The following is a 26,268-nucleotide window of genomic DNA, read 5'->3' as shown; positions in this document are numbered from 1 at the left end:
GGGGACCACCCCTTGGCTTCGCCGACCCTTCGGGTTGCCCCCCTCCTTTCTCGAGGAGGTGGGACTCCACGAGCTAAGTAGGAGGTCTGGGAGGGACGTGGCGCCAGAAACGAAGGAGCCCCCCTCGGATGAGGGGGGCGGCCGGCAGGCGGGGGGTCCGGCCTCGCGCAGGCGGGTGGCTCGCGCAGGTGGTGCAACCTTCGGCCGCTGCGTCCGAAGAGGGCCCAGCCCGAGCCGAGGGACCCGACTGTTAAAAAATTGGCACTCCGCTTGACTTGATGCCGCGTGCGCCCTACACTCCGCTAACTTTTTAGCACACGCTCATGCCTGTCCCCTCCCTGTCCCGTCGCGAGCGCCAGGTGCTCGATGTCCTCCACCGCCTGGGCCGCGCGAGCGCCGCCGACGTCCGTGAGGCGCTCGCCGACCCCCCCAGCGACTCCGCCGTCCGCACCCACCTCCGCATCCTGGAGGAGAAGGGCCACGTGCGCCACGAGCAGGACGGCCCCCGCTACGTCTACCTCCCCGTCGAGGCGCGCGACGCGGCCGGCCGCTCGGCCCTGCGCCACCTGATGACGACGTTCTTCGACGGCGCGCCCGAGCGGGCCGTCGCCGCGCTTCTCGAGGCCTCCGACGACCTCTCGGACGACGACCTCGACCGTCTCGATTCCCTCATCCGGAGTGCACGCTCCCAAGGACGATGACCGCTCTCCTGCTGACGCTCGCCCTCAAGGGCCTCCTGGTCCTGCTCGTCGCCATGCTCGCCGCGCGCCTGCTGCGCCGCGCCCCCGCCAGCGCCCGGCACGGCGTCTGGGCCGCGGCCTTCGGGGCCCTACTCCTGCTGCCCGTGCTGGAGGCCGTCGGGCCGGACTGGACGCTGGGCGTGCTGCCCGCCGAGCCTCAGCAGGTCGCGTTCGCGCCCCACGTCGCCGTCGCCCCGATGGCGCCGCTCGCGCCGATGCCCCCGATGCCCCCGATGCCGCCCCACCCGCCGATGCCGCCGGCCGCCCCGCCCGCCCCCGCGCTGGCGTTTGACGGGACGGACGCCCGGTTCGACGCGGAGGTCGCCGCGTATGAGGGCGAGGTCGAGGCCGAGATGGCCGCGTTCGAGCATGAGATGGCGTCCTTCGAACACGAGATGAGCGCCTTCGAGGCCGAGATGGAGAGCGTCGGCGCGTCCGCGATCGCGTTCGCCCCGCGGAGCCCCGCCCCGTCGGTGACGCTCGCCGGCCGCCGCGCCGGGTTCTGGGCCGGCGCCGTCTGGCTGCTCGGCGTGCTCGTCGTTGGCCTGGGGTGGGTGGCCGCCTACCTGGCCGCGCGGCGGATCGTCCGCGACGCCCGCCCCGAGACCGACGCCGACTGGGGCGTGCTCGCCGAGCGCGCGCGCCGGCTGTCCGGCATCGAGGGCCCGGTCCGCCTGCTCCGCACCGACGCGCTCGACGTGCCGATCGCGTGGGGCTACGGCGCCCCGGCCGTCGTCCTGCCCGCCTCGGCCGACGACTGGGAGGAGGACCGCCGCGAGGCCGTCCTCCTCCACGAGATGGCCCACCTCCGCCGCCGCGACGCTTGGACGCAGGCGCTCGCCCAGGCGGCGCTCACCCTGCACTGGCTCAACCCGCTCGCGTGGTGGGGCTACCGCCACTTCCTGGCCGAGCGCGAGCAGGCCTGCGACGACGCCGTGCTCGCCGGCGGCGCCCGCCCGTCCGACTACGCCGCGCACCTGGTGACCGTCGCCCGGGGGCTCCGGCGCGAGCCCCACGCGCTGGCGGCCCTCGCCCCGATGGCGCGGCGCGGCCCGCTCGAAGGCCGCATCGTCTCCATCCTCGACGCCGACCGCCAGCGAGGCGCGCTCGGCCGCATCGGCGGCATCGGGACGATCGCCCTCGCCGCGCTCGTGCTGGTCCCGCTCGCGGCCATCCAGCCCGTCGCCCGCGCTCTCGAGGCGACGCCCCTCGTCGAGACCGTCGCCGTCGCCGAGATCGCCCCCGTCGGCGCCCCCGCGCTCGCGGCCTTCGAGCCGGCCCCGGTCCGCGCCGACACCGACTCCGTCCGCGTCCGGTACCGCCCCGACCTCGACGGCGCCCGCCGCGAGGTCGACCGGGCCCGCCGCGAGCTCGACCGCGCGCGCGCCGACCTATCCCGCGACGAGATCTACGAGATCCGCCGCCAGGCCCTCGACGACGCCCGGCGCGCCCTCGACGAGGTCGACTGGACGGAGGTCGAGATCGCCCAGGCCGAGGGCATGCGCGCGGCCCAGCGCGCCCTCGATGAGATCGACTGGGAGGCCATCCGCGAGGCCCAGCGCGAAGGCCTGCGCGCCGCGCAGCGCGCCCTCGACGAGGTCGACTGGGACGAGATCCACCGTGGCCAGGACCAGGCGCTCCGCGAGGCCCAGCGCGCCATGGAGGAGGTCGACTGGAAGGAGATCCGCGACGCGCAGCGCCAGGCCTTCGACGCCGTCGACTGGCCGGAGGCCCAGCGCGAGGCGATGGAGGAGGCCCGCGAGTCCATTCGCGAGTCGATGGAGGACCTCCGCGAGGCGCAGAAAGAGGCCCGCGAGGCCGAGCGCGAGCGCCGCAACGACGCGCGCGACGCGGCTCGCGAGGCCGAGCGTGACCGTCGCGATGCCCCGCGCGATCGCAGCCACGTCAAGCCGGCGCCTCGCCCCGAGCCGCGGCCGACCCTCCGCGCCCAGGTCGGACCGAGCACCCCGCCAACCGTGCGGATGACGAAGCGCGTGGTCCCGACCGTCCGCGCCGAGCCGCCGGCCCCGCCTGCCCCCCCGGCCGTCCACGTCGTCCGCGAGCGCTGCCCGGACACGGTCTAGCGGCCCCGGCGACGATCCCGTCGCCAGGGCCCCGCTCCCTGCCTCACAGGGAGGGTCTCACCCAATCAATGTTAAAAAATTAGAATCATGCCCCCCCTTCCCGCCCGCCGCCTGCCCCTCCCGAGTATGCTCGCTCTCGTCTTCGCCTCGCTCCTCGCCCTCGGCACGGCGCCCCCCCCGCCCGCCACGGCCTTCCCCGCCGACGACTGGTGCAACGACGCCCTGGGCTGGGCGGACGACCGCGAGACCGCGTGCGAAGTCCGCGAGCAGGTGATCGCCGCCCGGGCCCTCGACCTCGCGGCCACAAACGGGAGCCTGACTGTGTCGCGCTGGGACCGGAGCGACATCCTGGTTCGGAGCCGGGTGCTGGCGATGGCCCCGACCCAGGCCGAGGCCGGGCGTCTCGTCGACGAGACGCGCATCACGATTGACGGCGGCCGCGTCCGCGACGACGCCTCCCGGACGGAGCACGACGGCGACCGCTGGGTGTCGGTGAGCTACCAAGTCTTCGCCCCGGCCGACACCGACCTCGAGGCGACGGTGCTCAACGGACCGCTCGACGTCCACGGTCTGGGCGGGCGCTTGCGGGCGACGGCCACGAACGGCCCCGTCCGGCTCGCCGGCGTCGCGGGCGACGTGGCGGTGGCGGCCACGAACGGCCCCGTCGACGTGACGCTCGACGGTGACCGCTGGGACGGGCAGGGCCTGGACGTGACGGCCACCAACGGCCCCATCCGCCTCGCCTTCCCCGACGACTACTCGGCCCGCCTCTCGGCCGAGACCCATCAGGGCCGCATCCACACCACCGGCTTCGAGCCCCCCCAGCGCGACCGCAAGCGCGGCGAGTGGACCGGCGACGCGGTCGACACTCTGCTCGGCGACGGCGGCCCGGCCCTCGTGCTCCGAGCCGAGAACGGGCCGGTGCACCTGAGGCGCGGCGGCTGAGCCGCCCGCCCCCGAGGCCCCTCCGATCCGGGGCACGTCAGGATCGACCGCTCGCGAGTGCCGCCCGGCGCTCCGCCCCCCCGTGCCGATCGCGCAAACGATGTGCACACACCGTCACACCTATGTCGTTGGGGCACAATCATCTGCACCTGCGATTTTTTTAGCACACCGAGTAACATCCGCCCCGCTCCCCCGTCAGGAAGGGGTCCACTCCTTGCCCGCCATGCGTCTCTCTACCCTCCTCGCCGCCGCCGCCCTGCTCGCGGCGCCCGCCCTCGCCCAGCCCACCTCCCCTGACGGCTCCGACACGACGGCCGCCGCCACCGATGGCCCGCGCGGCCTGGCCGCCGCCCCCCTGTCCGCCACGGTCGACCTCGACGGCCGGCTCGACGAGGCCGCGTGGGCGGATGCTCCCGTCGCGAGCGGCTTCGTCCAGTTCCGCCCGTCCCCCGGCGACGCCGCGACGGAGCCGACCGAAGCGCGTGTGCTCTACGACGGGACGGCCGTCTACATCGGGATGCGGATGCACGAGTCGCGCCCCGACGGCATCGGCGCCCCGCTCGGCCGCCGCGACGCCAACCTCACCGGCGACTGGGCCTTCGTCGCCCTCGACTCGTACCACGACCGCCGCACCGCCTTCGTGTTCGCCCTCAACCCGGCCGGCGTCCAGCGCGACCTGCTCATCTACGACGACGTCAACGAGGACGACTCGTGGGACGCCGTCTGGGCCGGCGCCGCCAGCCGGGACGAGACCGGCTGGACCGCCGAGTTCCGGATCCCGCTCAGCCAGCTCCGCTACGCCGCCGGCCAGGGCACCCAGGACTGGGGCCTGCAGTTTGGGCGCACGCACCACCGCACGGGCGAGGAGGCCTTCTGGAGCCCGATGAGCCCTGACGAGAACGGCATGGTCTCCCAGTTCGGCACGCTGTCCGGCCTGCGCGACTTGCGCCCGCCGCGCCAGCTCGAGGTCATGCCCTACGTCGCCTCGTCGCTGACGCGCGCCCCGGGCGACGACCTCGACCCCTTCTACGCCGACAACGACCTCGACCCGCGCGTCGGGCTCGACCTCAAGTACGGCCTGACCTCGGACCTGACCCTGACGGCGACCGTCAACCCGGACTTCGGCCAGGTCGAGGGCGACCCGTCGCGCGTCAACCTGGGCGGGTTCGAGCTGTTCAACCAGGAGCGCCGGCCGTTCTTCGTCGAGGGCACCGACGTGTTCAGCATGCAGCCCCGGCGCTTTTTCGGGATGAACCGGCCGAGCCTGCTCTACACGCGCCGCATCGGCCGCAATCCGCAGCGCTCGAACTTCGTGCCCGCCGAGGCCCACGACGCCGTCGGCGAGAACGGGACGGTCTACACCGACTCGCCGCAGCAGTCGACGATCCTGGGCGCGGCCAAGCTGTCCGGCCGCATCGGCGGGTTCTCCGTCGGCGTGCTCGACGCGGTGACCGGGCCGGAGTACGGGCGCTTTATGGGGATCGACGGCGACGGCGCGATCGTGGCCGACGACCGCGCGCTCGTCGAGCCGACGACCAACTTCGCCGCCGCGCGCGCCAAGGCCACGGTCGGCAAGACCATCATCGGCCTGCTCGGCACGTCCGTCGTCCGGAGCACGGCCGACCCGGCCATCGAGCGCACCCTGCCCGGCCAGGGGACCGTCTTGGGGTTCGACATCGAGCACGCCTTGACCGACGACTGGATCATCAACGGGCAACTGGCGGGGAGCTACGTCTCCGGCAGCGCCTCGGCCATCGACCGCGTCCAGCGCGCGTTCCCGCGCCTGTTCCAGCGCCCCGACGCCGACCACCTCGACTACGACCCGACGCGCACCTCGATCTCCGGGCTGACCGGCGAGATGAACGTGCTCAAGTCGGGCGGCGAGCACTGGGTGGGCTCGCTCCACGCCGAGTTCACCTCGCCCGGGTTCGACGCCAACCAGCTCGGCTTCCAGGGCCGCGCCGACGAGCTCGGCATCGGGAGCGTGGTCGTGTACCAGCAGAACCAGGCGCAGGGCCCGTTCCAGCGCTGGAGCGCCAACCTCTTCGCCGGCACGCGCGTCAACTTCGACGGCGACCGCTCGGCCCTCTTCACGGGCGGCAACGTCAACGGCCGGCTCCACAACTTCTGGGGGTTCGGCGCGAACGGCGAGGTCTACGCCGCGAGCACGAACGACCGGCTCACGCGCGGCGGCCCGATCGCGGCCTCGCCCGGCGGCTACGGCCTCAACGTCAACGGCTGGACCGACGACCGCAAGCCCGTCTCGGCCTTCGTCTGGACCGGCCTCAACCGCGACGCGCTCGGCGGCCGCTTCAACGGCGTCGAGGTCGGCGCCGAGATCCGGCCCAGCTCGTCGCTCACCGTCCGCATCGGGCCCGAGCTGTTCCTGTCCGGCAACCCGCGCCAGTACATCACCAGCGACGACGCGCCCGGGCTCGACGCCACCTTCGGCCGCCGCTACGTGTTCGGCGAGATCGACCAGACGACCGTCTCGCTCGACACCCGCGTCGACTGGACGTTCACGCCCCAGCTCTCGCTTCAGGTCTACGCCCGGCCCTTCGTCTCGCGCGGCCGGTACTCCAACTTTAGCCAGATGACGGAGGCCCGCCAGCTCGACTTCCCGCGCTTCGGCGCCGACGTCGGCACCATCGAGCCGCTCTTCGCAGACGGCGCCGATCCGGCCACGGCCATGCCCCAGGCCTACCGCGTGACCGGCCCCGACGGCGGGACGACCGAGTTCGGCAACCCCAACTTTACCGTCCGCTCGCTCCAGGGGAATGCGGTCCTGCGCTGGGAGTACCGGCCGGGCTCGGCGCTCTTCCTGGTCTGGCAGCAGCAGCGGAGCGGGTTCGCGAACGACGGCGGATTCGAGTTCGACCGCGACGTGTCGGGCCTGTTTACCGACCCCGTCACCAACGTCTTCGTCCTCAAGCTGAGCTACTGGCTCGGCTGATCGGGGGCGACCGGCCGGACGAGCCATCCGGCCCTGCCCCTCCCCGCTGGCGGCTACGAGACGGGCCGCCGGCGGGACCCGACCCACGGGGTCGCCTTCACGGGCGGCCCCGTTTTGTTTTCGGAGGCGCGAGAACGGAGGCCGCCGGACACGGGTACGGGCCGGGCTCGCGTTCGTCCACGCCGCCCCCCCGCCCACGACCCCATGCTCCGCCCGCTCGCGCTCGCGCTCCTGACGACGTGCGCCGCCACCGCCCAGCACGCGCACCCCGCGCCCGTCCCGGCCGAGGCGACCGCCGTCGCCGAGACGTTCGTCGTCACCGGCCTGCGCCTCGACGAGGCCGCCCCGCCGCCCGGAAGCGCCGTCGGTCGCGCCGGGCTCCGCTACGGCGACGGCGGCTACGCGTCGGTCGTGTTCGGCCGGCCGTTCGTCCGGGGCCGCGCCGTCTGGGGCGGGCTCGTGGCCGACGGGACGGTCTGGGCCGCTGGCGCCCACCGCGCGACCGAGCTCGTGACGACGGTCCCGCTCGCGGTCGGCGGCGTCGAGGTGCCGCCGGGCGCCTACAGCCTGTTCGTCACGCCCGGCCCCGACGCCTGGACGTTGCACGTCAACGCCAGCCTCGGGGCCCACCTCGCCGACGAGTACGACCCGGCGCTCGACCTCGTCACCGTCACGGTCGCCCCCCACGCCCTCGACGCGACCGTCGAAGGGCTGACGTGGTCCTTCGACGACGACGGCGCCGCGCTCGTGCTTGCGTGGGACCGCCGCGCCGCCGCCTTTCCGATCACTCGCCTTCCATGACCGGCCCCCACGACCGCCAGCCCCTCGTCGCCGCGGGCGCCCCGCTCGCCGAGGCGCCCGCCGCCGTCGTCCTCGTCCACGGCCGGGGCGACTCGGCGCGCGGCATCCTGGGGCTGACCGCCGAGCTGCCCGACACCCTCGCGTACCTCGCCCCGCAAGCGGCCGGCCACGCGTGGTACCCGCAGAGCTTCCTGGCGCCGCTCGCGGCGAACGAGCCCGGGCTGGGCAGCGGCATCGCCGCCGTGCTCCGCGCCGTCGCCACCGCCGAGGCGGCCGGGATCGACCGCGCCCACGTCGTCCTCGCCGGCTTCAGCCAGGGCGCCTGCCTCGCCGCCGAGACCGCCGCGCGGACCGGCGGGCGCTGGGGCGGCGTGGTCGTCCTGTCGGGCGGCCTGCTCGGGACGGGCCCCGGGCCCGACGACGCGCCGACGCTGCTCGGCGCCGGCGGCCGCTACGCCGACAAGGCGTTCGACTACGACACGTCCCTCGCCGGCACGCCCGTCTTCGTCGGCTGCTCCGACGTCGACCCGCACATCCCCCTCGCCCGCGTCGAGCGGACGGCGGCCGTGCTGGCCGAGCTCGGCGCCGAGGTCGACGCGCGGATCTACCCCGGGATGGGGCACACCGTGAACGCCGACGAGCTCGCCGCGATGCGCACCTTGCTGACGGCTGTCAGTCAGAGCGCCTGACAGGGCGTCGCCTTAGGCGCGGGTCCGCCGCTTCGTCGGGATCGCCGAGATCGCGACCGACGGCCAGCCCCAGCTCCGCGAGCGCCTGGGTATCCAGGAGCCGTCGTAGGCCCGGAGCCCCGCTGGCGACGGCCGCCAGCGGGGTGAATGATCTGCTTAGCCCGGCGGGATCTTGATCTCCCCGGAATGGCCTTCATGTTTGTCCTCCTCGGAATGGCCTTCATGAACGTCTGACGCCAATCCACCGGCCCCATCATGATCACCCTCATGCATTACTCTCAGATGATTAATGAACACAGAATATTTTCCGCTACAGTTAATCCCATTGCCCACTACCAAAATATAGACTAGCCGACGCCGTCCTTGCGACGTATTGTCGCTGTCCAGAGACGGCTCCTGCAGTCCACACGGCATGCTCCAGCCTGTGACTGTGCTTTCTGGACGAATGTTTATTTCCCAAGTCAACCGACACCCTGGCTCCCCCTCCATCCAGTGTGGTGGAAGAGGCTGATGTGGCCTGTTGTTGGAACGGACCGCAGTAGGCACGAAGTTGCCTGGGCTTTGCTCGATGATACGCGTGACGTTGCTACGTGAATTTGTACACGGCATGACGGTTGGGGCAAAAAGAAGGGGGGGACGAATCAGGGGCCATCCGCCTGGGCCTGGGCGCGGAGGGCGGACCAGCCTGGAAGGGCGCGAGCGGTAGCAAACAGGCGGCCAGTGTCGATGTAATCGAGTTTGTGACCGTTGACGACAGCGGCGGTGAGCGCGTCGAGAGCGCGGGCTGGCGAGCCCGTCTCGGCGAAAACCAGGGCCGTCCGGAAGGAGACACGGACATCGCTAGGCGCCTCGCGTAGAGCCTGCTCGGCGTCGGCGATGGCGGCGGCGCGGTCACCGAGAGCGAGAGCGGCTGAGGCACGGATCGACCGTGTGTAGGCGTCGGCGGGGTTCACCGCGAGCGCCGCATCGGCACGGCGGCGGGTGCGACGGTAGGCCTGACGTGCACCGGCTTGGTCTCCGAGTTCATCAAGGAGATCGGCAAACGTGATCCAAATGACGTGGTCGGTGCTGTCCATGGCGAGAGCCCGTCGGTACATCCGGGCGGCACCGCGTTGGTCGCCCGCGTCGTATAGGAGCAGACCGAGGTTCGAGTACGCCCCGTAGTTGGGCCGAATGGCGTTCGCCGCTTGGTAGTTGCGGCGAGCGGCATCCTCATCGCCCGTCGCCTGAAAGAAGGCGGCCCGGCCGTAGTAGCCCTGGAAGTTGCCCGGGGCGAGGGCGATGATGGCCTCGAACTGGGCGGCGGCGTCCTCGAGCCGGCCGAGCCGGAAGTAGAGGTAGCCGAGGTCGGCGTGGCCGGTCCACAGGCCCGGGCGGAGGCGGAGGGCGTGGAGGAGCGTTTGCTCGGCGGCGGCGGGGTCGCCGGCCCCCTCCTGGGCCTCGCCGAGGGCGCGGAGCGCGGCGGCGGAGGCGGGGTCGAGGTCGAGGGCGAGGCGGGCCTCGGCGATGGCGGCGGGATAGTCGCCCGTCGCGTTGCGGAGGTGGGCGAGGGCGATGTGGGGGTGCGGCGCGTCGGGGGCGAGGGCGAGCGCGCGAGCGGCCGACGTCTGGGCGCGTCCGATCCAAGTCGTGTCCCGGGTCCGGTTGTAGCTCGCGACGGCGGCCTCGGCGAGGCGGGCGTGGGCGGCGGCGAAGTCGGGGTCCTCACCGATGGCGTCTTCGAAGAGACCGACAGCGCGGTTGAGGTCGGCGACCTCGAGGTCGCGCTCGAGGTAGCCCACGCCGGCCAGGAAAAAGCGCTGGGCCTCGGGGTCGTCGGTGCCCCACGCCACGCCTCCCCGGTCGACCGTCGCCACGCCGCCCAGCCCCAGCATCTCGACGACGGCCTGGAGCGCGGCCGCCCGCACCGTCCCGCCGGGCGCGACGGTGAGTGTGCGCGAGGCGAGCGTGCGGGGCCGGTCGCCGGTCGAGGTGAGCGCGAGCGTGAGCACGAGCCGCCCGCCCTCGCGCGCCAGCCGCCCCGTGAGCACGCGGTTCGCCCCGAGCACGGCGTCGGCCTGGCGCGCGGTCTCGACGCCGAGGTCGCGGATGACGTTCGCCGGAACCACCCAGAGCCCGGCCTCGGTCGGGACCGCCTCGACGACGCCGCTGGCGAGCGTCTCGGCCAGGCCCTCGGCGAACGCCCGGTCGTCGGGCGCGTCGGACTCGGGCTCGAACGCGAGCACGGCGAGGTGCACGGCCTCCCGGGCGAACGGGCCGCCGGGGCGGACGCTCCACATCGCCGCCACCAGGAGCGCCGCGAGCGCGACGGCGAGCACGGCGTAGCGGGGCCGCAGCCGGGCGACGGTCCGGTCCGGAACGACGGCGGCCTCGATCGCCAGGGCGAACGCCCCCGCGTCGGGGTAGCGGTCGGCGGGGTCCTTGGCGAGCGCCCGCAGGACGACGGCGTCGAGCGCCGGGGGCACGTCGACGCGGGCGCTCGGTGGCGGCGGGTCCTCGTGGTGGACGTTGTAGCGGACGGCGGCGGCGTACGGGGCGAGGAACGGGTTCTCGCCCGTCAGCATCTCGTAGAGCACGAGCCCGAGCGCCCACACGTCGGACCGGGCGTCGGCGGCGCCGGCGGCCTGCTCCGGCGCGGCGTACGCCAGCGTCCCCCCGCTCGTCCCCTCCGACGCCCCCGCGTCGCCGGCGACCTGGGCGACCCCGAAGTCGAGGACCTTGGGCGTGCCGTCGTCGGTGACGAACACGTTCGCGGGTTTGAGGTCGCGGTGGACGATGCCCTGCGCGTGCGCGGCGGCCACGCCGGCCGCGACGCCACGCACAAGACGGACCGCCTCGGCGATTGCTAACGGTCCCCGCGCCAGCCTCTCGGCCAACGTCTCGCCGTCGTAGCACGCCAAGGCGATAAACGGCTGGCCGTCGTCGGTCTCGGCCACTTCGTAGACCGTGCACACATTCGGGTGGTCGAGCGTGGCCGCCGCGCGCGCCTCGTCGAGCAGCCGCGCCTTGGCCTCGGCGTCGCGGCCGAAGGCGTCGGAGAGCACCTTGAGGGCGACCTCGCGGCCCAGGCGTGGGTCTTGGGCGCGGTACACGACGCCCATCCCGCCCCGGCCCAGTTCCCCGAGCACCCGGTACCGCCCCACCCGCTCCGGAGCCGGAGCGGCACGAGGCGACATAGGGGGGGGCACGTCCATAGAAGGCACAGACGGGACCGCAACGTACACCTAACGACCTCCCCTTCCACATCATGTCCACCCATGATTCGCGGCCCATGTTGGCTCGACGGTGGGGAGCCGTGTTTGAGCGCACGCGCACGCCCAGACGCGGGGGTGGCCACCGCCGGTCGCTGGCCGGGGCGCTCAGGGAAAGTCGACCTTGGGGGGCGGGCTCGGCGTTGACGCTTTGGTGACCGAGGCGAACCCGGCGCCCGACGCCAGCACGTCGTCGACGGCGCCCTCGGGCTCCCCGCCGTAGGCCTGCCGCAGCGTGCCGTCGGCGTCGCGGTAGTGCAGCCCGTACGTCAGCGACGCCCGGTTGCCGTCCGACACCTTGTAGCCGAGGTCAGCCTCGAGCGACTGCCCGTCGGTCGAGACCAGCTGGCGATTGAGGGTACAGTTGTCCCCCGCCCGGACCTCCACGAGCGTGACCTTGGCGTCGGCGCAGTCGCGATGGACTTTAAAGATGAGCTCGGCCTGCCCGTCGACGGTGCCGGAGTTGGCGGCCTCGACGTAGACGTAGGGGTCGCTGCCTTTCGTCGCGCAGCGGACGTGGACGGTCTGGGGGTCGTAGGTGTTGGCAGAGTCCTTCATGAGCGGTCGGGGATCTGGGGGCCGGGCGCGGCGGAGCCGAGCCCCCCGCGCGCCCGACACGGGGGGTCGGATCGGAGCGGTCAGGGGAAGTCGACCTTGGGCGGCGGGCTCGGGGGCACCCGCCCGGAGATGGGCTGGAACCCACAGCCGGTCGCCATCCCATCCGGCTCTCCACCGTAGGCCTGGCACCGGGTGCCGTTGGGGCCGACGAACCACAGCTCGAAGACGACCGTCGCCTTGCCGCCCGTGGCAAGGGTGAACGCGATGTCGGCCTCCATCCGGCGCCCGTTCTGGAGCGGCCGCACGTTCGAGACCGTGCAGTTCTCGGAGGCCACGACGTCGACCAGAGCGATCGGACAGTTCTGGGTAACGACGAACATGAGCTTGGCGGGGTTGGCGCTCCCGACGTGCGTTCGGACGACGTAGACGTAGGGGATGCCGTCCTTCTCGTCACAGCGGACCTGGACGGGCTCGCGAGAGGGGGCGGCACCGGCGGCGGGGGTGGACTGGGCAGAGGGGTCACTCATGGAGGGGTGGGGAACGGGAGGGGATGGGGGCGGCGATCACCGGGGGGGCGTGGGGAACCGGGGGTGGCGCAGGAGGTCGGCGAAGGCGCGTTCCTGGTCGGCCTCGGTGAGGGGGTGGCCGGCGGCGGCGGCGGCGGCGAGCGCGTCGAGGGCGGCGGCGTTGTCCTCGAGCAGGGCGAACACGCGGGCCGCCTCGTACTGGACCTGGGGGTCGGCCGGGGCGAGCGCGACGGCGCGGCGGGCGGCGTCGCGGGCGCCCGCGGCGTCGCCGGTGCCCTCGCGGTAGGTCGCCGCGGCGGCCAGGGCGACGGGGTCGTTGGGGTTGACGGCGAGGTCGCGCTCGACCTGCCGGAGCGCGCCCCGCAGCGCGCGGACGATCCGGAGGGAGTCGTCGAGGGCGGCGTACGCCGACGCCAGGTTGTTCCAGGCGACGTGCGACGAGCTGTCGAGCGCCAGGGCCTGCCGGTAGCGTCGGACGGCGCCCCGCGCGTCGCCGTCCGCGAGCAAGAGCGTGCCCAGGTTGACGTAGACCGAGCGGAGGTCGGGGCGGAGCGCCAAGACCTCCTCGTAGGCGGCCCGGGCGCCCCGCGTGTCGCCGGCGAGCAGGCGGGCGGCGCCGACCCCCGAGTGGCCCTGGTAGTTGCCCGGGGCGAGAGCGACGACGCGCGCGAAGGCGGCCTCGGCCTCGTCGGTGCGGAGCTGGCGGAGGTAGAAGGCCCCGAGCGCGAAGGGGCCGGTCCACACGTCGGGCTGGCGGTCGACGATGCCGCGGAGCGTGGCCTCGGTGCCCTCGAGGTCGGCGGCGGCCTCCTGGGCGGCGGCGAGGGCGAGGTGGGCGCGCACGCCGGTCGGGTCGAGGGCGAGGGCGCGCCGCGCGTGGTGCATCGCGAGCGTCGTCTCGCCGGTGGTCTCGGCGAGCGCCGAGAGCGTGATGTGGACGCGGGGGTCGCGGTCGTCGAGGGCCTCGGCGCGGGCGGCGGCGTCGCGCGTGCGCCCGACCCAGACCGAGTCGCGTGTGGCCTCGTAGCTGGCGAGGAACGCCTCGCCCAGGCGGGCGTGGGCGGCGGCGAACGCGGGGTCCTCGGCGATGGCCTGCTCGAAGAGGTCGATGGCGCGGTCGAGGTCCTCGGCCTCGCGGTCGCGCTCGAGGTAGCCCACGCCGGCCAGGAAGAACCGCTGGGCCTCGGGGTCGGCCGTCCCGCGCTCGGCCGCCGGCCCGGCGACGGGGGCCAGCCCCAGCATCTCGACGACGGCCTGGAGCGCCTGCCCGCGGACCGGCGCGCCCTCCGAAATCTGGAGCGCCTTGGAGTCGAGCGTGCGGGGGCGGTCGCCGGTCGAGGCGAGGTCGAGCGTGAGGACGAGCCCGCCGCCGTCGCGGACGAGCCGGCCGCTGAGCACGCGGTTGGCCCCGAGCACCGTCCCCGCTGCGCGCGCCGTCGTCACGGCGAGCCCGCGGACCTCCGTCATGGGCACCACCCAGAGCCCGGTCTCGGGCGGGGCCGCCTCGGCGACGCCGCTGGCGAGCGTCTCGGCCAGGCCCTCGGCGAACGCCCGGTCGTCGGGCGCGTCGGACTCGGGCTCGAACGCGAGCACGGCGAGGTGCACGGCTTCCCGGGCAAACGGGCCGCCGGGCTGAACCGTCCACACCCCGATACCGGCGAGCGCGGCGAGCAGCACGGCCAGCCCGGCGAATCGGGGCCGAAGGCGCGCCGTCAGGGGCGCCGGGGCCGTCGCCGCCGCGAGGGCGTCCCCAAAGGCGGCGGCGTCGGGGTAGCGGTCGGCGGGGTCCTTGGCGAGCGCCCGCAGGACGACGGCGTCGAGCGCCGAGGGCACGTCGGCGCGGGCGCTCGGTGGCGGGGGGTGCTCGTGGAGCACGTTGTAGCGGACGGCCGCCGCGTACGGCGCCACAAACGGGTTCTCCCCGGTCAGCATCTCGTAGAGCACGAGCCCGAGCGCCCACACGTCGGACCGGGCGTCGGCCGCGCCCGCGTCCTGCTCCGGAGCCCCGTAGGTGAGCGTCCCGACCGCCTCGCCGGGCCCGGCCCGGCCGTCCTCGGCCACGCTCGCGACGCCGAAGTCGAGGACCTTGGGCGTGCCGTCGGCGGCGACGAACACGTTGGCCGGCTTGAGGTCGCGGTGGACGATGCCGTGCGCGTGCGCCGTGGCGACGCCCGCCGCGATGCCGCGCGCGATCCGGACGGCCTCGGCGACCTCGAGGGGGCCGCGGTGGATCCGCTCGTCGAGCGTTTCCCCGTCGTAGCACGCCAGGGCGATAAAGGGCCGCCCCTCCGGCGTCTCGCCGACCTCGTAGACGGTGCAGACGTTGGGGTGGTCGAGCGTGGCGGCGGCTCGGGCCTCGCGGAGCAAGCGGCCCTTGGCCTCGGGGTCGAGCGCGAGCGCCTCCGGGAGCACCTTGAGCGCCACCTCGCGGCCCAGGCGCGGGTCTTGGGCACGGTACACGACGCCCATCCCGCCGCGGCCGAGTTCCCCCAGAACGTGGTACCGCCCGATCCGCCCGTCAGGCGGAATGGCGGGGTCGCGAGTCGGGGCCGGACTGTCCAGGGTGAGCGCTGGAACGGGATTCCCAACCTACTGAAACCAAGCCAATTGGGCATCGGGTAATCACGTGACCCCACCAGCGGCGTGGGCTACCACACGTCGGTCGCCAGCCACCGCGCGGCCGCCCGCAGGGCGGGGACGTAGGCGGCGGGCTCGGTGTGGCCCAGCCCCTCCGCGGGCGCCAGCACGATCGGCAGCCCGCGCCGCTGGCGGCTCTCGACGGCCCACTGCGTGGTCTGGAAGGCGTAGAGCTCGTCGGCCGTGCCGTGGATGACGTACGTCGGGCGCCCGCCGCCGTCGGTGAGCGGGACGGCGGCCATGGGGATGCCGGCCGCGAACTCGTCGTAGTCCTCGAGGTAGAGCCACGTCCCGAACCCGCCCATGCTGTACCCGGTCACCACCACGCGCCCCGGGTCGACGGGCCACCGCTCGAGGGCGCGGCGGACGAGCGACATCGCGAACGCCCGCGACTCGGCCGTCTCCCAGTCGCCGCCGATCCGGTCGGGCGCGACCACGATGGCCCGCGCCTCGTCGAAGCCGGGCGCCGCGAGCACGCGCAGGTAGGTCTCCCCGAAATAGGGCGTCACCTCGCCGGCCCAGTGGAGCGCCAGCACGAGCGGCACGCGCTCGCCGGCCGCCAGCCCCGCCGGGACGGACAGGCTCAGGCGCACCGTCGCGCCCCGGTCGTCCGTCAGCTCGGCCCGCGAGATCCCGGGCGCGAGCGGGATCGCGTCGAAGGCGTCGCCCGAGATCGTCGGGGCATCGCAGGCGGCGAGCGCGAGCAAGAGAACGAGGACGGCGCGCACGGGCGGGGTCGATGGAACCGCCGCAAGCGTAGCGGCATCCGCGACGGAGCGAAAGGCGGTTCGCCGTACGCTGGCGCCACAAGGAGAAGGAGGACGAGGAGACGTAGAGGAGAAGAGGATGCCCCCGTCAGGCTCTCCCTCGTTCCTGACGCGCCCGCGCCCACCCCCTCCTCTCCTCGTTTCTTCCGGTCCTCTACTCGTACCAAACGTGCCCTTCGTCCTCGCCGCCGGCGCCGTCCCCCCGTTCCTCGTCGAGGTCGTCGCGATCGTGCTGGCGGCGGCCGTCGTGGCGTACCTCAGCCAGCGCGTGGGGCTGGTGCCGATCGTGGGCTTCCTGCTGGCGGGCGTGCTGATCGGCCCGAGCGGGCTGGGCCTGGTGACGGACCCGGAGTTGATCGACGCGGCGGCCGAGATCGGCGTGCTGCTGCTGCTGTTCACCATCGGCATCGAGTTCTCGCTCGACAAGCTCCAGCGGATCCAGCGGCTCATCTTCGTCGGCGGCGGGATCCAGGTCGGGCTCACGACGGCGATCGTGGCCGGGCTGTGCCTGGCGTTCGGCGTCGGCTGGCGGCCGGCCATCTTCACCGGCTTCCTGGTCGCGCTCTCGTCCACGGCGATCGTGCTCAAGCTGCTCGGCGACCGGGGCGAGACAAACACCGAGGTCGGCCAGGGCGCCGTCGGGCTGCTCATCTTCCAGGACCTCGCCGTCATCCTGATGGTATTGCTCGTGCCCGCGCTCGGCGGCGAGGGCATGACGGGCGGCGAGCTGGTGTGGGCGCTGGGGAAGGCGGGGCTGATCATCGTGTTCGTGCTCGTCGTGGCGCGGCGCGTGCTGCCGCCGGTCCTAGAGCACGTGGCCCAGACGTGCTCGCCCGAGCTGTTTTTGCTGACCATCATCGCGATCTGCTTTGGGACGGCGTACGCGGTCGGGCTGGCGGGCGTGTCGATCTCGCTCGGCGCCTTCCTGGCCGGGCTCGTCGTGAGCCAGAGCCGGTTCTCGGAGCACGCCCTGAGCGAGATCCTGCCGCTCCAGATCCTGTTTTCGGCGACGTTCTTCGTGTCGGTCGGCTTGCTGCTCGACCTCGGGTTCGTGTGGGACAACTTGGGGCTCGTCCTGCTCGCGCTCGTGGCCGTGACGCTTCTCAAGTTCGGGACGACGTTTCTCGCGGTCCGCGCCGTCGGCCGCGCGATGCCGGCGGCGGCGGCGACCGGGCTGTGGCTGGCCCAGGTCGGCGAGTTCTCGTTCGTGCTCGAGCGCTCCGGCCGGGAGGCCGGGCTGGCACCGCTGGGGATGGACGACATCGGCGCGCCGCTCTTTATCGCCGCGACCGTCGTGTCGATGGCGCTCACGCCGGTCGCGGCGCCCTACGCCGGCCGGCTCGCGAGCCGGCTCCGGGGGCTTGCGGACGCGCGCGAGCCCGATGCGCCCGAGGCGGATCCGGCACACTTCGCGGACCTCGAGAACCACACGATCGTGGCCGGATACGGCGACGCCGCCAAAAAGCTCGTCCACGTGCTCGACGGCTCCGGCGTCCCGTTCGTGGTCGTGACGCTGTCGCCGGTCGGCGCGCGAGAGGCCGAGGCCGCGGGCTTGCGCGTGCTCCGGGGCGACTACGCCAAGCGCCACATCCTGCAGGCCGTCGGGCTCGACCGCGCCAAGCTGCTCGTCGTCCCGGACGACAACCCGCAGATGGCGCACCGCGTCGTCTCGGTCGCCCGTGCGCTCGCGCCGACGGCCCGCATCGTCGCCGCGGCGCCGACGCCGCACGACGCCGAGGAGCTGGTGCACGCGGGCGCCGACCGCGCGATCGCCGTCGAGCTGGAAGCGGTCATCGGGCTGTTCGACGACATCCTGCGGCACTACCGCGTGGCGCCTGCGGAGATCTTGCGCCACGAGGAGACGCTGCGCCACGGCACGTATGAGGCGTTCGACCACGAGATCATGGACACGCCCGCCGTCCGCTGCGAGCTCGACGCCGACTGCTTCTCGACGCGGACCGTCACCATCCGGCCCGGCGCCCGCGTGGCGGGTCAGTCCCTGGCGGACCTCCAGCTCGACGAGCGGCTCATCCACGCCATTGAGGTCGCTCGCGACGGCGCGGTCACCCGCGAGCCGACGGGCGGGTTCAGGCTCGAAGCCGGCGACGAGGTCCTGTTCGGCGGCACCGCGCAGTCGTTTATCGACGCGGCCGACCTGTTCCGCACCTCCGACGCCGGGACGCCCGGCCTCCCCGACCTCCCTGCCATGCCCACGCAGCGCGCCGACTGGATCGACACCTCCACACCCGTCACCTTGCGGCCCGACCCTGGGGCTGACTGCTCGCACGGCGACCACGTCCACGCCGTGACGCCGAGCGCCCAGGGCTGCGAAGAGTGCTTGGCGCACGGCGACCGCTGGGTGCACCTCCGCGTCTGCATGACGTGCGGCCACGTCGGCTGCTGCGACTCGTCGCCGGGCAAGCACGCCACGGCCCACTACCACGCGACGGGCCACCCGGTCGTGCGCAGCATCGAGCCCGGCGAATCGTGGGGCTGGTGCTACGTCGACGAGGAGATGCTGTAGCCACTCGGCCGCTCGACCGCGCGCGGAACGTGTCGGCGGGGGCGCCCGTCCCTAGCCGGCCCTCCGCCGACCCCATGCGCTTCGTTTGTCTCTTCGCTTTGCTGCTCGCGGGCTGCGCCGACGCCGCAGACGACCCTGTACCGGACGCCCCGGCGCCTCCCATGGCGCGGCCCGAGGCGCCCGCCGTCGACCCCGAGGCGCTGGGCGGCGACCTGCCTGTCTACGCCGAGCGGCTGCTGTCCAACCCCTACGTCGAGGTGTCCCGCTTTGCCCTCCCGCCCGGCCGGGCCGTCGCGCTCCGGACCGGCAAAAACTGGGTCGCGTACGCGCTCTCGGACGCCGAGCTCCGCGTCGACGGCGAACCGGAGACGTGGGCGGCCGGGTCGGCCGTGCTGTACACCGAGCCGGCGCGGATCGAGAACGTCGGCGCCGACTCAGCTCGCGTCCTGTTCCTCGAGCGGTGGGCGAACCCGCTCCCCGACCGCGCCCTGCCCGGGCAGGACCCCGACCTCCGATTCCCGGCCGAACTGACCCGCCTCAACGAGATCGACAACGAGGCCCTCGAGGTGCTGGTCGCCGACGACCGCGTGGTGGTCGCCCGGGTGACGTTGGCGCCGGGCACGGCCCTGCCCACGCACTCCGCCTTCAGCCGGGTTGTCTACGCGCTCAACGACTACACCGTCGAGCGCTACAACTCGGAGGGCTTTGCCGGCACGACGGCCGACGGCGTGGTGGCGCGCCGCGCCGGGGCCATCGCCTGGGACTCGGCGTTGAACTACGGCGCCCGGAACGTCGGCGAGGCGCCGTCCGAGACGCTGCTCGTCGCCTACTACGACTGATCGCGGGCCCGGCGGCTCACGCCTTGCGCACGAACTCGGACTTGAGCCCCATCGCGCCGACGCCGGGGATGCGGCAGTCGATGTCGTGGTCGCCGTCGACGAGCCGGATGTTTTTGACCTTGGTGCCCACCTTCACGACGGACGACGAGCCGCGCACCTTGAGGTCTTTGATGACCGTGACTGCGTCGCCGTCCGCCAGCGGCGTCCCGTTCGCGTCGCGGACGACGCCGGTCTCGGCGGCCTCGGCGACCACCTCGTCCTGGGGCCACTCGTGCGCGCACTCGGGGCAGACGTAGAGCGGGCCGTCTTCGTAGACGTACGCCGAGGCGCACTGGGGGCAGGCGGGGAGGCGGGACATCGGCGCAGGGGAGCGGCAAGCTACCGGCGCTCGCACTCGCCCCTTGGCGCCCGCTGGTCGCCCACCCCCTGTCCCCCTCCCCGCAAGCGGGAAGGGGGGGACTCCGCGAGTTGCGTCGAGGTCGACGACACACGGAGCGGCCCACACGAGAAAGCCCTCCCGGATCGGAGGGCGGCCGGCAGGCGGGGGATCGGGGCTCGCGCCAGCCTGCTCGTCCCCGTCAAAAAAACCGCCGCCCGCCAGCAGGGCGGACGGCGGTCAGGTCGTCGGAGCGGTGCGGTCGAACTACAAGATCGAGCGGAAGGTGCTCGGCAGGCCCGGCGCCGGGGCCTGGGCCGTGTCCGGGCGCTGCACGTCGTCGGGCGCGTCGGCGTCGTCGCCGCAGAAGGTCTCGTAGGCGCCCTTGAGGTCGGCGGCGATGGCGCTCGCGGAGCGGCCCTCGATGTGGCGGCGCTCAATCGCGAAGACGGGGTCGCCGTCCTTGAGCAAGAACATCGACGGGCTCGACGGCTGGATGCCGGCCAGGAAGCCGCGCAGGCGGGCCGTCGCCTCGAGGTCCTGGCCCGCGAAGACGGTCACGACGCGGTCGGGCTGGGGCTCGACGCCCTGCACCATCGCGACGGCCGGGCGGGCGTTCGCGGCGGCGCAGCCGCAGACCGAGTTGACGACGGCGAGCGTGGTGCCCTCCTGGGCCTCGGCGAGGAGCGCGTCGACGTCGGCGGCGGTGCGGAGCTCGCGGACGCCCAGGCGGGTGAGTTCGTCGCGCATGGGGGCGACGAGCGGTTCGGGGTACGGCATACGATGGAAGAGAGTCGGTGGAACGGAGGGACGCGGGGTCGTGGGGGCAGCTTACCCCCGCCCGCTCCCGAGGTCGTCGAAGATGTCGCGGGCGTCGAAGTCGAGGTCGCCGGAGAGCGGGACGTGGCGCTGGGCGAGCGTGCGGGCGCGGTCCCGGGCCGACTCGGCGATCGGCTCGGCAAGGTCGGTGGCCGCCGTGCGTGCGGCGTCGGCGGCGTCCCGGGCGGAGCCGGCCAGCTGGCGCCGGGTGGCGTCGCCGGACTGCGGCGCGTGGAGCATCCCGACGACGACGCCGGTGCTGAAGATGGCGAGGACCGACAGGAGCCGGCCGAGCAAGGTGTCGGGCATGGGTTTGGGAGTCGACCGCTTAACGTTGCGGCCGGACTGGTCGATCCCCCCATTCCCCGTGTTCACAGGTCTCTAACCCGGCTTTCGCACGAGACAGGGCACAGGGATCCCCCTACGCTCGCGTCCGGGGGTTATGTTCGCAGTCCCCCACCACACCCGCTCTTTCCCGCTTATGCCTTCGTCTTTACGCCGCGCGGCGACACTCGCCGCTGCCGTCGCACTGACTGGTCTTGCCTCCCCGGCCCAGTCCCAGGCACGCCCGACCGCCCCGCAAGTGTCCACTCAGGATGCTTCCGAGACGGCCGCGCCCCGCCGACGCCCCGTCCCTCGCGCCCACCGCGCCCCCGCCCGCACGCAGCCCGCACGCCGCGCCGCCGCCGACACCATCACCGTCCCGGTGACGCCGGTCTCGTCGCGCCCCGAGATGCGGGCCTTCGGCGCCGAGTCCGCCGTGCTCCGCCTGGCCCGCCGCGACCGGATGCTCCGCAGCGCTGCACCGGACTGGATCGGGATCCCCTACCGCTGGGGTGGCACCACGCGCCGCGGCATCGACTGCTCCGCCTTTGTGCGGCAGTTCGTCCGCCAGACGATGGCCATCGAGCTCCCGCGCACCACGGCCACCCAGCGCTACGAGGGCGTCGACGTGTCCCGCGCCGACCTCCAGCCGGGCGACCTCGTGTTCTTCCGGCGCCGCGGCACGCGCCACGTCGGCGTGTACCTCTCCGAGGGCGACTTCGTCCACGCCTCCTCCAGCCGGGGCGTGACGATCTCCAACCTCGACGACTCGTCGTACTGGAACCGCTACTACTGGATGTCGCGCCGGATCGTCACCGAGGCGCCCCTGAACCTGAACGCGCCCGCCGGCGCCCGGCGCGACTCGTCCGCCGTGCGCGGCTAGAGCCCGCGGCCCTGTGACGGTGGGCTTTCAGCCCGCCGTCGTTATCTTCCGACCTGCACTCCGCATCCCGGCCCCCTGGTCGGGATGCGGTTTTTTTCCCCGTACCGGCCACCTCCGGACCTCCTCGACTGACATGGGATCGACCGTCTATCTCACCGCCGAAGGCCTCCAGAAGCTGAAGGACGACCTCCACCACGCCCGGACGGTGGAGCGCCAGCACATCTCCCAGGAGATCGCCGAGGCGCGCGCCCAGGGCGACCTGTCCGAAAACGCCGAGTACGACGCGGCCAAGGAGGCCCAGGGCCACCTCGAGGCGCGGATCGCCAAACTGGAGACGACGATCGCCAACGCCCGCGTCGTCAACGAGGACGAGGTCGACCCGTCGAAGTCGCGGATCCTGTCGCACGTCCGGGTGATGAACCGGAAGGCCAAGCGCGAGGCGACCTACACGCTCGTCTCGGCCCAGGAGGCCGACCTGAAGCAGAACAAGATCTCGGTGTCGAGCCCGATCGGGAAGGCGCTGCTCGGCCAGGAGGTCGGCGACGTCGTCAAGGTGAAGGTGCCGGCGGGCGTCGTCGAGTTCGAGATCCTCGAGATCAGCCGCTAGCGTGACTCCGGGACCCGGGGTCCGGACCGGCCAGCTCGCGCCGGGCTCCCGGGGCGCCGCCCCCTCCCCCCGCTAGCATGGCCCGCACGCCCACGCCCAAGAAAAAGCGGGGGTGCCTGTGGGGCGCCGTCCGGCTCGGGCTCGCGGTCGTGCTCGGGTACCTCGCTGCGTGCACGCTGCTGTTGGTCGCGTACCGCTGGGTGAGCCCGCCCGCGACGACCGTTCAGGTCCAGCGCGCCGTCGAGGCCGCCATCGACGCGGCGCCGTTCGACGTGCAGTACCGGCCCGTCGGGCAGGCCGGGCAGGCGACCGTCGTCCGGCACGCCGTCGTGGCCAGCGAGGACGCCCGGTTCTACACGCACGGCGGGTTCGACTGGGAGGAGCTCCGGGACGCGCGCGAGGCGGCCGAGCGGACCGGCGCGCCCATGCGCGGGGCCTCGACGCTGACCCAGCAGCTCGTCAAGAACCTCTTTCTGACGACCCACCGGTCCCCCGTCCGCAAGGCGGTCGAGGTGCCGCTGACGCTGCTGGCGGAGCTCGTCTTGCCCAAAGAGCGCATCCTGTCGTTGTACCTCGACGTGGCCGAGTGGGGGCCCGGCGTGTTCGGCATCGAAGCCGCCGCGAGCCACCACTACGGCACGTCGGCCGCCAGCCTCTCGCGCGACCAGGCCGCCCGGCTCGCGGCCGTCTTGCCCGCCCCGCTCGCGCGGCGCCCCCAGGACCAGTCTCGAACCTCGGCCCGCATCCAGACGCGGATGCGCCAGATGGGGTGGTAGCGGAGAGGGGTGCGGGATTGAGGCATGGGGGATGGGGCCGTCTTCGCGACACACAGGGCCTACTCTGCACTCTGCCCACCCCTCTATCCCTCGCGCATCCCTCCATCCCTCTCCTGCCATGATCGACTTCCGCTCCGACACCGTCACCCGCCCGACGCCCGCGATGCGACGCGCGATGGCCGAGGCCGAGGTCGGCGACGATGTCTTCGGGGAGGACCCGACGGTCGCCCGGCTCGAAGCTCGGGTGGCCGAGCAGTTGGGAATGGAGGCGGGCGTGTTCGTGCCCTCGGGCGTGATGGGCAACCAGATCGCCATCCGCGTCCATACCCGGCCTGGCGACGAGGCCGTGGTCGCCGAGCGGAGCCACCTCTACCACTACGAGGCCGCCGCGCCCGCCGCGCTGTGGGGCGTCCAGCTCCGCCCCGTCGGCGACGCCTCCGGTGTGCTGACGGCGGCCGACCTCGCAGGTGTGGTGCAGGGCACGCACGACTGGGAGGCGCGGACGCGGCTGGTCTGCCTGGAGAACACGGTCAACAAGGCGGGCGGGGTGGCCGTGCCGGCCGAGACGATCGCGCCCGTCGTCGAGGCCGCTCGGGCGCACAGGCTGGCGCTCCACCTCGACGGGGCCCGGCTGTGGAACGCCGCCGTGGCGCTCGGCACGTCGGTCGCCGCCCTCGCGGCGGGATTCGACACGGCCAACGTCTGCCTGTCGAAGGGGCTCGGGGCGCCGGTCGGGTCGGTGCTGGCGGGCTCGGCGGAGCACATGCGAGAGGCGCGCCGCGCGCGCAAGCTGTTGGGCGGCGGGATGCGCCAGTCGGGCGTGCTCGCGGCGGCGGCGCTCGTCGCGCTCGATGACTACGACCGCGACGACCGCGCCATGCTCCGCGCCGACCACGCGCGAGCGACTCGGCTGGCGCGAGCCGTGGAGGCCGCCGGGCTGGCGCTCGTCCGCGAGCCGGACACCAACATCGTCCTGTTCGAGACGCCGGGCCCGGCCGCCGAGGCCGTCGAGGCGCTGGAAGCGGCGGGCGTCCGGATGGTGCCGTTTGGGGCACACGCCGTCCGCGCGACGCTCCACCGCGACCTCGGCGACGACGACGTGGCGCGAGCTGCCGATGCCCTCGCCGACCTTTGCCCGTAGTCCCTAGATCCCCGGGCGTTACATCGGGAGATCTACGACAGCCGGCCGGACCTGGAACCGGTTTCTTCATCAGGGCTACATCCTCCACGGGTTCCACAGAGGATGCCCGACGGATGCCCACCGGTCTCGAGTCCCCATGCCGCCCTGGTCCCACGTGTTCGACGACGACCGCGCCCTCGCCGACGCGAGACGGCGCGCGCGGCGGGCCGTGATCGCCTTCGCCGTGGTGAGCGGCGCGCTGGTGGCGGCGGCGCCCGTGGCCGCGTTCGCGTTCGGCGAGCACTCGGCGGCCGTCGCCCTGGCCTGCGGGCTCCTGCTCTCAGCGGCGGCCGGGATCGTCGCGCTCCGCCTCGCCCGGGAGAACCGCCGCCTGTGGCGCGTCGAGCTGTCCGCCCATCGGTTCACCGGGCACGACGCCGCCGGCCGCCGCCGGTCGCTGCCGTGGAATCGGATCGGCCGGCTCGACCTGTGCGGCGGCGGGCTCTCCGTCGTCGGGCTCGACGAACTGGGCCGCCGCATCGAGCTCCGGGTCTCGGCCGGGATGCCCGCCTTCGACACGCTCGCGCGCCGCGCCGTGGTGCTCGCCCGCGCGCACCGGCGCACGATCTGCGTGGACGGCTGCCCGCTCGACGCGATCGACCTGGCCCCCATGCTCGACGCGCCCGCCCGCCCGCCCGCCCGGCGCGAGCGCGGCGTCCGCGAGTAGCCCGCCGACCCGCGCGGGACGTCCCCGTGTCTGCGCCCCCACCCTACGCCGCGAGAAACGCCTCGATGGCCTCGCCCTGGAGCAGCGCGTCGGCCTCGCCGATCGCCAGCAGCTGGTCGATGTAGCCCCGGTCGAAGCCGAGCATCGAGAGCCAGTCCGGGCTTTCGGCGTCGCCCGAGGAGAGGCCCCCGAGCACGAGTCGCATCGACGGCGGGAGCGGCGGCGACACGTCGGCCGCGAGCGCGCCCAGGTCGACCGACGGCCGGAGCACGAGGAGGTCCACCTTGCGGAAGCCGTTCGACGCCTCCGGGCCGAGGTGCTCGACCAGGTCGTTGATGCGGTGGAGCGTCTGGGCGTCGCGGTCGATGACGTCGAGGAAGACGGCGTTCATGAGCACGCCGAGGACGCGCGTCGGGGGCGGGTACTCGGTGACCTTGGGCGCGTCCGCCTCGGCCTTGCTCTGCCCGTAGCGCGTGTTGATGACTAGGATCTTGTCGGCGCCGAGGTGGAGCGCGGGCGACAGCGGCGCCGTGAGCCGGATGCCGCCGTCGCCGTACCAGCCGTGCCCGAGGTCGGGGTCCTCGATGGCGACGGCCGGGAAGAAGAACGGTAGCGCGGCGCTGGCCAGGATGTGCTCGGGCCGGAGCGGGGTCCGCACGGCCCGGCGCATCGGGCGGTCCCACGTCTCGACGCCCTCGCCCTGCACCCACGTCACCGACTGGCCCGTCGTGTACGAGGTCGTGGTGACGGCGAACGCGCCGAGGTGGCCGTCGGCCACGTTGCGGGCGACCGCCTCCATGGGCCGCCCGACGGGCCCCAGCAGGCCCTCCACGAACGTCTGGAGCGGCGTCGTGTCCAAGAAGCCGCCCTCGGCCGGCGGCGCGATCTCGGCCGGGCGCCGGACGAACCGCGCCAGCGCCTGCGGCACGGTCGGGCGGTCGAGCCGGTAGACGTGCTCGGCCCGGAGGTCCCGCCAGACGTCGCCCAGGAGGTCGACGGCCTCGGGAAACGGCATGTCGGCGTGGGCGGCGAGGTAGCCGCCGTTGAGCGCGCCGGCCGAGACGCCCGTCACGATGTCGGGCTGGAACCCGGGCGCCAACCGGGCGATGCCGCGCAGCACGCCGGCCTGGTACGCCGCCCGCGCGCCGCCGCCGGTGAGCGCGAGCGCGAGCCCTCCCCCCCCACCCGGCGCGACATCTGGGGCGTCGGGAGCGTCGGGGGCGGGGGCCCCGAAGAGGCGGGCGAGACGGTCGAGCACGAGCACGGGGGGACGACCAAACCTAGCGACGCGACACGCCGGTGCGCGCCCAGAGCCCCCGGC

Annotated in this window: 22 protein-coding genes; 13 read left to right on the top strand and 9 right to left on the bottom strand. The window is 73.7% G+C overall.

The annotated features are described in order from the left end of the window. Positions 1–323 precede the first annotated feature (323 nt). The 6 genes from ACLIRP_RS02060 (at position 324) to ACLIRP_RS02035 (ending at position 8,212) form a co-directional block, all read left to right on the top strand. Positions 324–701 carry a BlaI/MecI/CopY family transcriptional regulator gene (locus ACLIRP_RS02060; RefSeq protein WP_412062293.1) on the top strand — a complete coding sequence of 126 codons (378 nt, stop codon included), beginning with the start codon at positions 324–326 and terminating at the stop codon, positions 699–701. Beyond that, on the top strand, positions 698–2,824 hold the full coding sequence (locus ACLIRP_RS02055; RefSeq protein ID WP_412062292.1) for a M56 family metallopeptidase: 2,127 nt from the start codon (positions 698–700) through the stop codon (positions 2,822–2,824). The genes ACLIRP_RS02060 and ACLIRP_RS02055 overlap by 4 nt, the downstream gene beginning before the upstream one ends. Positions 2,825–2,950: 126 nt before the next feature. After that, positions 2,951–3,769 carry a hypothetical protein gene (locus ACLIRP_RS02050; protein WP_412062291.1) on the top strand — a complete coding sequence of 273 codons (819 nt, stop codon included), beginning with the start codon at positions 2,951–2,953 and terminating at the stop codon, positions 3,767–3,769. A gap of 223 nt (positions 3,770–3,992) precedes the next feature. Continuing rightward, positions 3,993–6,722 (top strand): DUF5916 domain-containing protein, encoded by a 2,730-nt coding sequence (locus ACLIRP_RS02045; RefSeq protein WP_412062290.1) that lies wholly within the window; start codon positions 3,993–3,995, stop codon positions 6,720–6,722. A gap of 204 nt (positions 6,723–6,926) precedes the next feature. Next, on the top strand, positions 6,927–7,523 hold the full coding sequence (locus ACLIRP_RS02040) for a DUF2911 domain-containing protein (protein ID WP_412062289.1): 597 nt from the start codon (positions 6,927–6,929) through the stop codon (positions 7,521–7,523). Further along, positions 7,520–8,212 (top strand): alpha/beta hydrolase, encoded by a 693-nt coding sequence (locus ACLIRP_RS02035; protein WP_412062288.1) that lies wholly within the window; start codon positions 7,520–7,522, stop codon positions 8,210–8,212. Before ACLIRP_RS02040 ends, ACLIRP_RS02035 begins: the two co-directional genes overlap by 4 nt. A 641-nt stretch (positions 8,213–8,853) precedes the next feature. On the opposite strand, the gene ACLIRP_RS02030 is transcribed toward ACLIRP_RS02035, so the two are convergent. The 5 genes from ACLIRP_RS02030 to ACLIRP_RS02010 form a co-directional block, all read right to left on the bottom strand. Further along, the gene (locus tag ACLIRP_RS02030; protein ID WP_412062287.1) at positions 8,854–11,388 is read right to left on the bottom strand and encodes a protein kinase domain-containing protein; all 2,535 of its coding nucleotides are present in this window, start codon (positions 11,386–11,388) and stop codon (positions 8,854–8,856) included. A 183-nt stretch (positions 11,389–11,571) separates the two neighbouring features. Continuing rightward, positions 11,572–12,021, bottom strand: coding sequence for a hypothetical protein (locus tag ACLIRP_RS02025; RefSeq protein WP_412062286.1), 450 nt, complete (start codon positions 12,019–12,021; stop codon positions 11,572–11,574). 80 nt (positions 12,022–12,101) lie between these two features. Beyond that, positions 12,102–12,548: a hypothetical protein gene (locus ACLIRP_RS02020; protein WP_412062285.1), complete on the bottom strand. Its 447-nt coding sequence runs from the start codon at positions 12,546–12,548 to the stop codon at positions 12,102–12,104. Positions 12,549–12,584: 36 nt separating this feature from the next. Beyond that, positions 12,585–15,041 (bottom strand): protein kinase domain-containing protein, encoded by a 2,457-nt coding sequence (locus tag ACLIRP_RS02015; protein ID WP_412063680.1) that lies wholly within the window; start codon positions 15,039–15,041, stop codon positions 12,585–12,587. 155 nt (positions 15,042–15,196) lie between these two features. Next, complete coding sequence (locus tag ACLIRP_RS02010) at positions 15,197–15,913, bottom strand: hypothetical protein (protein WP_412062284.1); 717 nt, start codon at positions 15,911–15,913, stop codon at positions 15,197–15,199. Positions 15,914–16,121: 208 nt separating this feature from the next. Here ACLIRP_RS02010 and ACLIRP_RS02005 point away from each other — a divergent pair, with 208 nt between their 5' ends. Then, positions 16,122–18,476: a cation:proton antiporter gene (locus tag ACLIRP_RS02005; RefSeq protein ID WP_412062283.1), complete on the top strand. Its 2,355-nt coding sequence runs from the start codon at positions 16,122–16,124 to the stop codon at positions 18,474–18,476. 74 nt (positions 18,477–18,550) lie between these two features. Continuing rightward, positions 18,551–19,315, top strand: coding sequence for a hypothetical protein (locus tag ACLIRP_RS02000; RefSeq protein ID WP_412062282.1), 765 nt, complete (start codon positions 18,551–18,553; stop codon positions 19,313–19,315). Between the two features lie 16 nt (positions 19,316–19,331). Here the strand turns inward: ACLIRP_RS02000 and ACLIRP_RS01995 are convergent, their stop codons facing one another. The 3 genes from ACLIRP_RS01995 to ACLIRP_RS01985 all read right to left on the bottom strand — a co-directional run bounded on the left by ACLIRP_RS01995 (position 19,332) and on the right by ACLIRP_RS01985 (position 20,819). After that, entirely contained in the window at positions 19,332–19,673 is a 342-nt protein-coding gene (locus ACLIRP_RS01995; RefSeq protein WP_412062281.1) for a zinc ribbon domain-containing protein YjdM, read from the bottom strand. 285 nt (positions 19,674–19,958) lie between these two features. Further along, entirely contained in the window at positions 19,959–20,471 is a 513-nt protein-coding gene (locus ACLIRP_RS01990) for a BrxA/BrxB family bacilliredoxin (protein WP_412062280.1), read from the bottom strand. A gap of 51 nt (positions 20,472–20,522) precedes the next feature. After that, positions 20,523–20,819: a hypothetical protein gene (locus ACLIRP_RS01985; RefSeq protein WP_412062279.1), complete on the bottom strand. Its 297-nt coding sequence runs from the start codon at positions 20,817–20,819 to the stop codon at positions 20,523–20,525. A gap of 274 nt (positions 20,820–21,093) precedes the next feature. Between ACLIRP_RS01985 and ACLIRP_RS01980 the strand changes: the two genes are divergently transcribed. From ACLIRP_RS01980 to ACLIRP_RS01960, 5 genes are all read left to right on the top strand, one after another. After that, positions 21,094–21,717 (top strand): C40 family peptidase, encoded by a 624-nt coding sequence (locus tag ACLIRP_RS01980; RefSeq protein ID WP_412062278.1) that lies wholly within the window; start codon positions 21,094–21,096, stop codon positions 21,715–21,717. A 133-nt stretch (positions 21,718–21,850) separates the two neighbouring features. After that, on the top strand, positions 21,851–22,324 hold the full coding sequence (greA, locus tag ACLIRP_RS01975; protein ID WP_412062277.1) for a transcription elongation factor GreA: 474 nt from the start codon (positions 21,851–21,853) through the stop codon (positions 22,322–22,324). A gap of 77 nt (positions 22,325–22,401) precedes the next feature. Beyond that, on the top strand, positions 22,402–23,100 hold the full coding sequence (gene mtgA / locus ACLIRP_RS01970; RefSeq protein ID WP_412062276.1) for a monofunctional biosynthetic peptidoglycan transglycosylase: 699 nt from the start codon (positions 22,402–22,404) through the stop codon (positions 23,098–23,100). Positions 23,101–23,218: 118 nt separating this feature from the next. Next, positions 23,219–24,241, top strand: coding sequence for a threonine aldolase family protein (locus ACLIRP_RS01965; protein WP_412062275.1), 1,023 nt, complete (start codon positions 23,219–23,221; stop codon positions 24,239–24,241). Between the two features lie 136 nt (positions 24,242–24,377). Beyond that, on the top strand, positions 24,378–24,947 hold the full coding sequence (locus ACLIRP_RS01960) for a hypothetical protein (protein WP_412062274.1): 570 nt from the start codon (positions 24,378–24,380) through the stop codon (positions 24,945–24,947). A gap of 43 nt (positions 24,948–24,990) precedes the next feature. Here the strand turns inward: ACLIRP_RS01960 and ACLIRP_RS01955 are convergent, their stop codons facing one another. Continuing rightward, positions 24,991–26,205 (bottom strand): patatin-like phospholipase family protein, encoded by a 1,215-nt coding sequence (locus ACLIRP_RS01955; protein ID WP_412062273.1) that lies wholly within the window; start codon positions 26,203–26,205, stop codon positions 24,991–24,993. Positions 26,206–26,268: the final 63 nt, after the last annotated feature.

Source organism: Rubrivirga halophila (genome assembly GCF_046845755.1).
Lineage (GTDB): Bacteria > Bacteroidota > Rhodothermia > Rhodothermales > Rubricoccaceae > Rubrivirga.
The sequence above is the reverse complement of the archived record's forward strand: the minus strand, read 5'-3'. Positions and strand labels throughout refer to the sequence as shown.